Source organism: Levilactobacillus namurensis DSM 19117, assembly GCF_001434785.1.
Taxonomy (GTDB): domain Bacteria; phylum Bacillota; class Bacilli; order Lactobacillales; family Lactobacillaceae; genus Levilactobacillus; species Levilactobacillus namurensis.
Genome location: NZ_AZDT01000016.1, coordinates 94,193 through 100,288, shown reverse-complemented (window position 1 = coordinate 100,288; position 6,096 = coordinate 94,193). Strand labels below are relative to the sequence as shown.

The window sequence follows — 6,096 nt, the reverse complement described above, 5'->3', positions numbered from 1 at the left end:
AAATGAATTGGATTCTCACATTAGTCCTCATCAACACCAGTTGACAAAGAGCCTTTTTTTGTGGCATAAGGCGCGGGGGCCAAGCTACTGGTATCAAGGGATAAGCCTCATTTGGGGGTTCTAGATTAGGACGAGTTCTACTATTATATATGCAAAGACTTCCGCGTGGAGCTGGTTTAGTCGGCGGTTGAGGGGGAGTAGTGGGGGGCAGTTAGTTACTTACTAAAATAAAGTATCAAAATAATTGACAGGGGTGCCCATTCCGCGGTATTCTAATACGCGAGTTTGTAATAAGAATTTTTATTCGGTGCGCGGGAATGAACCGGGCACTGGCTAAGAAGTTTTAGGAAATTCAGCGAAAACCCTTGTCATACGGCGTTTTATTTAGTATGATAGTTAAGTGCTGATTTTCAGGGGTGTTTTTTGCACTTCTGGTGACGGCTCAAAAGTTTAAGCGATGATGTGGGAGATTGCGACACGCCCGGCCGCTTTGCCATGAGGGCGTGGCGGGAATTCACACGGAGTTAGTCTTATTTTTAAAATAGACGAAGGAGGGAACACAATGGCAAAACAAAAGATTCGGATCCGGTTAAAGGCATACGAACATCGTATCCTGGACCAATCCGCAGACAAGATCGTTGAAACGGCAAAGAGAACTGGTGCCACTATTTCAGGCCCAATTCCATTGCCAACTGAACGGACGATCTACACGGTTTTACGTTCACCACACAAGTTCAAGGACTCGCGTGAACAATTCGAAATGCGGACGCACAAGCGTCTGATTGATATCGTTAACCCAACGCCTAAGACGGTCGACTCATTAATGAAGCTTGACCTGCCTAGCGGTGTGGACATCGAAATCAAGTTATAATTCTAGTGTACCAACTATAAAACATTAAATCGGAGGTGTACTCATGACCACAAAAGGAATCTTAGGGAAAAAGGTCGGGATGACGCAAGTCTTCACTGATGCTGGCGAATTAATCCCCGTTACTGTTGTCGAAGCAACGCCAAACGTTGTGTTGCAAGTTAAGACGATGGAAAACGACGGTTACGAAGCTATCCAACTTGGTTACCAAGACAAGCGTGAAGTACTTAGCAACAAGCCCGAACAAGGTCATGTAGCAAAAGCAAACACGACTCCTAAGCGCTTCATTCGTGAATTCAGAGATGTTGAGCTGGGAGATTACAAGGTGGCTGATGAAGTCAAGGTAGATGTCTTCGCAGCAGGCGACATCGTGGATGTCACTGGTGTCACTAAAGGTCATGGATACCAAGGTAACATTCATAAAGACGGTCAAAGCCGTGGCCCTATGGCCCATGGTTCTCGTTACCACCGTCGTCCAGGTTCTCTGGGTGCCATCATCAACCGGGTATTCCCTGGTAAGAAGCTCCCAGGTCGGATGGGTAACAAGCAAGTTACCATTCAAAACCTGCAAATCGTTAAGGCCGACGTTGACAATAACGTTCTGCTGATCAAGGGTAACGTGCCTGGTGCTAACAAGTCACTCGTTGTTGTTAAGAGTGCTGTTCGCCCACCACGTCCTAAGCAATCTGAAAAATAAATCGGAAGGGAGGATAATTAAATGACAAGCGTAGCATTATACAAACAAGACGGTAGCCAAAACGGCGACGTCACTTTGAATGCCGATATCTTTGGTATCGAACCTAACGAAAACGTTGTGTTCGATACGATCTTGATGCAACGGGCTTCCATGCGCCAAGGAACTCACGCCGTTAAAAACCGGAGTGCTGTCCGTGGTGGTGGTAAGAAGCCATGGCGTCAAAAGGGTACTGGTCGGGCCCGTCAAGGTTCCATCCGTTCCCCACAATGGGTCGGTGGTGGTGTGGTCTTTGGCCCTACCCCTCGTTCCTACAGTTACCGTCTTCCTAAGAAGGTCGGTCGCTTAGCTATCAAGTCCGCGCTTTCCCAGAAGGTCTTGGACGAAGGCTTAGTCGTTGTTGACGGCTTAGCATTCGATGCACCTAAGACGAAGGAATTCGCTGCTGTGTTGGCTGGTTTGAATGTCACGACGAAGACGTTAGTTGTTCTTGAAGACGACAACGTTACGGCCGCATTAGCAGCCCGGAACTTGGCGAACGTCAAGGTTATTCCAGCCAAGAGCTTGAATGTCCTGGACGTCGTTGATGCCGATAAGTTAGTGATTACCCAACCAGCCCTTTCTCAAGTAGAGGAGGTGCTCGCATAATGGAAGCACGTGACATTATCTTACGTCCTGTTATCACCGAAGCCTCAATGGCAACGATGGATGACAAGCGTTACACGTTCGACGTTGACGTACGGGCAACCAAGACGCAAGTCAAGCACGCTATCGAAGAAATCTTCGACGTGAAGGTTGTTAAAGTTAACATCATGAATTTAAAGGGTAAGAAGAAGCGTCAAGGACGTTACGAAGGCTACACTAAGAAGCGTCGTAAGGCCATTGTCAGCTTATCTGCCGACTCAAAAGAAATCAAGTTATTCAACGAAGAATAACAATCTGATAAATATAGGAGGGAAATAACGTGGCGATTAAGAAATACAAACCAACAAGCAATGGTCGTCGTAACATGACGAGCTTGGTTTACAAAGACGTCATCACTAAGACGACTCCTGAAAAATCATTGCTTGATTCACAAAGCCACACCGCAGGGCGGAACAACGCCGGTCGTATGACCGTACGTCACCGTGGCGGTGGTAACAAGCGCCAATACCGGATCATCGACTTTAAGCGGATTAAGGATGAGGTTCCAGCAACGGTTAAGGCTATCGAATACGATCCTAACCGGACTGCCAACATTGCATTATTAGTTTACGCCGATGGTGTTAAGTCTTACATCATTGCTCCTAAGGGCTTAAAGGTTGGCGACCAAGTACAATCTGGTCCCGATGCTGATATCAAGGTTGGGAACACGTTGCCATTGAAGAACATCCCATTTGGGACTGTGATTCACAACATCGAATTGAAGCCAGGTAAGGGTGGCCAATTGGTCCGCTCCGCTGGGACTTCCGCACAACTTTTAGGTAAGGCAAACGATGACAAGTACGTCTTGGTTCGTTTATCTTCCGGTGAAGTTCGGATGATCTTAAACGTTAACCGGGCAACGATTGGTGCCGTAGGTAACGAAGAACATGAACTGGTTAACGTTGGTAAAGCCGGCCGGACTCGTTGGGCTGGTCAACGTCCTCACGTTCGTGGTTCTGTTATGAACCCTAACGATCACCCACATGGTGGTGGTGAAGGTAAAGCGCCTGTTGGTTTACCATCTCCTCTGTCCCCATGGGGTAAGAAGACCGTTGGTAAGAAGACGCGTAAGAAGAAGAACCAGACTGACAAATTTATCGTTCGTCGTCGTAAGGGTTCTAAGATGTAATCATCCGCTTGTTCGGATGATTCGAGACCTGGTGATCATCGTGAGAAACGATGCGCCACAAGTAGAGGAGGTTTCATAAATGGGTCGTAGTTTAAAAAAGGGACCTTTCGCCGATGCGCATTTGCTGAAGAAGATTGATGCACAGAAGGATCAAGACAAGAAGGCCGTTATTAAGACCTGGTCCCGCCGGTCTACTATTTTCCCTAGCTTCATTGGTTACACCATTGCTGTTTATGACGGACGGAAGCATGTCCCAGTTTACATCCAAGAAGACATGGTAGGCCATAAGCTTGGCGAATTTGTCCCAACGCGGACGTTCCGTGGCCATGGTGGCGACGACAAAAAGACACGATAAGGAGGAATAACTAATGGCTGAACAAGTTACATCAGCACAAGCGACTGCTAAGACGGTTCGGATTGCTGCACGCAAGGTCCGTCTGGTTATCGACCTTATTCGCGGTAAGAGCGTCGCTGAAGCATTGGCTATCTTAAAGTTCACACCGCGTGGTGCTTCACCGGTTGTGGCTAAGGTATTAAACTCTGCAATTGCAAATGCAGAAAACAATTTTGACTTAGATCGTCAAGATTTAGTTGTTAGCGAAGCTTACGTTAACGAAGGACCAACCCTCAAGCGGTTCCGTCCTCGTGCCAAGGGTTCCGCTTCACCAATCAACAAGCGTACGAGTCACATTACGGTTGTTGTATCTGAAAAAGAGGAGGGATAACGCGTGGGTCAAAAAGTAAATCCAACCGGATTACGGGTCGGTATCATTCGTGACTGGGAAGCAAAGTGGTATGCTGAAAAAGATTTTGCTGCTTACTTACGAGAAGACCTTCAAATCCGTAAATTCATCGAAAAGCGTCTTGAAGATGCTTCAGTTTCAACTGTTGAGATTGAACGGGCTGCGAACCGCGTCAACATCTCAATCCACACTGCCAAGCCAGGGATGGTTATTGGTAAGGGTGGTTCCGAAGTTGAAAACTTACGGAAAGAACTTAACAGCTTAACTGGCAAGCGAGTTCACATCAACATTGTGGAAATCAAGAAGCCAGACTTAGATGCTAAGTTGGTCGGCGAAAACATTGCACGTCAATTGGAAGGCCGGGTTGCTTTCCGTCGGGCAATGCGTCAAACGATGCAACGGACGATGCGTTCTGGTGCCAAGGGTATCAAGACGCAAGTTTCCGGTCGGTTGAACGGTGCTGATATGTCCCGTGTCGAAAGCTATGCTGACGGTACGGTTCCTCTGCACACGTTGCGGGCCGACATCGACTACGCATGGGTAGAAGCTCACACGACTTATGGTTCTTTAGGTGTTAAGACCTGGATCTACCGTGGTGAAGTTCTCCCTGCTAAGAAAAATAACGGACAAGGAGGGAAATAAACATGCTGGTACCTAAGCGAGTAAAGTTCCGTCGTGTCCACCGTGGTAAGCTACGTGGCGAAGCCAAGGGTGGTAAGAGCGTTGCTTTCGGCGATTACGGTTTGCAGTCATTAGATTCACATTGGATCACGAACCGTCAAATCGAAGCAGCACGTATTGCAATCACGCGTTACATGAAGCGTGGTGGGAAAGTTTGGATCAAGATTTTCCCTCATAAATCCTACACCGCTAAAGGTGTTGGGGTCCGGATGGGTAATGGTAAAGGTACGCCTGATGGTTGGGTAGCACCTGTTAAGCGCGGCAAGGTCTTATTCGAAGTTGGTGGCGTTGATGAAGCGACTGCCCGTGAAGCCTTGCGTTTAGCTGCCATGAAGCTTCCCGTTCGTACTAAAGTTTTGACCCGAGAGGAAGTAGGTGGCGAATCTAATGAAGACTAAAGACATCAATGAATTAACCACTGCTGAAATGCTCGATAAAGAAAAGAGCTACAAGGACGAATTATTCAACTTGCGGTTCCAATTAGCCACTGGTCAGTTGGAAAACACCGCTCGGTTGAAGCAAGTTCGCAAGAACATTGCGCGGATTAAAACCGCTCTTCGCCAGCAAGAATTGAACAAGTAGAATACGATAAAAAGGAGGTCACTACTACATGAGTGATGCACGTAATCACCGTAAGGTATATCGCGGTCGGGTTGTTTCTGACAAGATGGAAAAGACGATCACCGTCGAAGTCAACACGACCAAGACGGATGCACGGTATGGCAAGCGGGTCAAGTACTCCAAGAAGTACAAGGCGCATGATGAAAACAACGAAGCCCACACCGGCGATCTTGTTGAAATCATGGAAACACGGCCATTGTCTGCTACCAAGCGGTTCCGCTTAGTCGACGTTGTTGAAAAAGCAGTCATTATTTAAGTGTCGTTTTTATCGTATTCTGAACTAGAACTGAAGGGAGGACACTAGCTGTGATCCAACAAGAAAGTCGCTTAAAGGTTGCCGATAACTCCGGCGCCCGGGAAATTCTGACCATCAAAGTTCTGGGTGGCTCAAAGCGTCGCTACGCCGGAATTGGTGATATTATCGTTGCTACTGTCAAACAAGCAACACCAGGTGGCGTTGTCAAAAAAGGTGATGTCGTAAAGGCGGTTATCGTTCGTACGAAGTCACGGGTCCGTCGGAATGACGGTTCCTACATCAGTTTTGATGAAAATGCCGCTGTGCTGATTAAAGACGACAAGAGCCCTCAAGGGACTCGGATCTTTGGACCAGTTGCTCGTGAATTACGGGACAACAACTACATGAAGATCATCTCATTAGCACCCGAAGTACTGTAAT

Annotated in this window: 12 protein-coding genes; all 12 read left to right on the top strand. The window is 47.4% G+C overall.

The window, feature by feature from the left end; genetic code table 11:
* The first annotated feature begins 562 nt into the window (after nucleotides 1–562).
* The 12 genes from rpsJ to rplN all read left to right on the top strand — a co-directional run bounded on the left by rpsJ (nucleotide 563) and on the right by rplN (nucleotide 6,095).
* On the top strand, nucleotides 563–871 hold the full coding sequence (gene rpsJ, locus FD30_RS03645) for a 30S ribosomal protein S10 (RefSeq protein ID WP_003638059.1): 309 nt from the start codon (nucleotides 563–565) through the stop codon (nucleotides 869–871).
* Between the two features lie 43 nt (nucleotides 872–914).
* Entirely contained in the window at nucleotides 915–1,565 is a 651-nt protein-coding gene (rplC, locus tag FD30_RS03640) for a 50S ribosomal protein L3 (RefSeq protein ID WP_024746867.1), read from the top strand.
* Between the two features lie 21 nt (nucleotides 1,566–1,586).
* The gene (rplD, locus tag FD30_RS03635) at nucleotides 1,587–2,210 is read left to right on the top strand and encodes a 50S ribosomal protein L4 (RefSeq protein ID WP_024746868.1); all 624 of its coding nucleotides are present in this window, start codon (nucleotides 1,587–1,589) and stop codon (nucleotides 2,208–2,210) included.
* Complete coding sequence (rplW, locus tag FD30_RS03630; protein ID WP_024746869.1) at nucleotides 2,210–2,497, top strand: 50S ribosomal protein L23; 288 nt, start codon at nucleotides 2,210–2,212, stop codon at nucleotides 2,495–2,497. The genes rplD and rplW overlap by 1 nt, the downstream gene beginning before the upstream one ends.
* Before the next feature lie 29 nt (nucleotides 2,498–2,526).
* Nucleotides 2,527–3,375: a 50S ribosomal protein L2 gene (rplB, locus tag FD30_RS03625; protein WP_056943908.1), complete on the top strand. Its 849-nt coding sequence runs from the start codon at nucleotides 2,527–2,529 to the stop codon at nucleotides 3,373–3,375.
* A 79-nt stretch (nucleotides 3,376–3,454) separates the two neighbouring features.
* Nucleotides 3,455–3,730 (top strand): 30S ribosomal protein S19, encoded by a 276-nt coding sequence (gene rpsS, locus FD30_RS03620; protein WP_024746871.1) that lies wholly within the window; start codon nucleotides 3,455–3,457, stop codon nucleotides 3,728–3,730.
* Nucleotides 3,731–3,743: 13 nt separating this feature from the next.
* Nucleotides 3,744–4,100, top strand: a complete 357-nt coding sequence (gene rplV, locus FD30_RS03615) for a 50S ribosomal protein L22 (protein WP_024746872.1) — start codon at nucleotides 3,744–3,746, stop codon at nucleotides 4,098–4,100.
* 3 nt (nucleotides 4,101–4,103) lie between these two features.
* A complete protein-coding gene (gene rpsC / locus FD30_RS03610) occupies nucleotides 4,104–4,760 on the top strand; it encodes a 30S ribosomal protein S3 (protein WP_024746873.1) in 657 nt (218 codons plus the stop codon).
* A gap of 2 nt (nucleotides 4,761–4,762) precedes the next feature.
* A complete protein-coding gene (rplP, locus tag FD30_RS03605) occupies nucleotides 4,763–5,197 on the top strand; it encodes a 50S ribosomal protein L16 (protein ID WP_024746874.1) in 435 nt (144 codons plus the stop codon).
* Nucleotides 5,187–5,381, top strand: coding sequence for a 50S ribosomal protein L29 (rpmC, locus tag FD30_RS03600; RefSeq protein WP_024746875.1), 195 nt, complete (start codon nucleotides 5,187–5,189; stop codon nucleotides 5,379–5,381). Before rplP ends, rpmC begins: the two co-directional genes overlap by 11 nt.
* A gap of 28 nt (nucleotides 5,382–5,409) precedes the next feature.
* Nucleotides 5,410–5,676 (top strand): 30S ribosomal protein S17, encoded by a 267-nt coding sequence (gene rpsQ, locus FD30_RS03595; protein ID WP_024746876.1) that lies wholly within the window; start codon nucleotides 5,410–5,412, stop codon nucleotides 5,674–5,676.
* Nucleotides 5,677–5,726: 50 nt separating this feature from the next.
* Nucleotides 5,727–6,095 carry a 50S ribosomal protein L14 gene (rplN, locus tag FD30_RS03590; RefSeq protein WP_024746877.1) on the top strand — a complete coding sequence of 123 codons (369 nt, stop codon included), beginning with the start codon at nucleotides 5,727–5,729 and terminating at the stop codon, nucleotides 6,093–6,095.
* The last annotated feature ends 1 nt before the right edge of the window (nucleotide 6,096 follow it).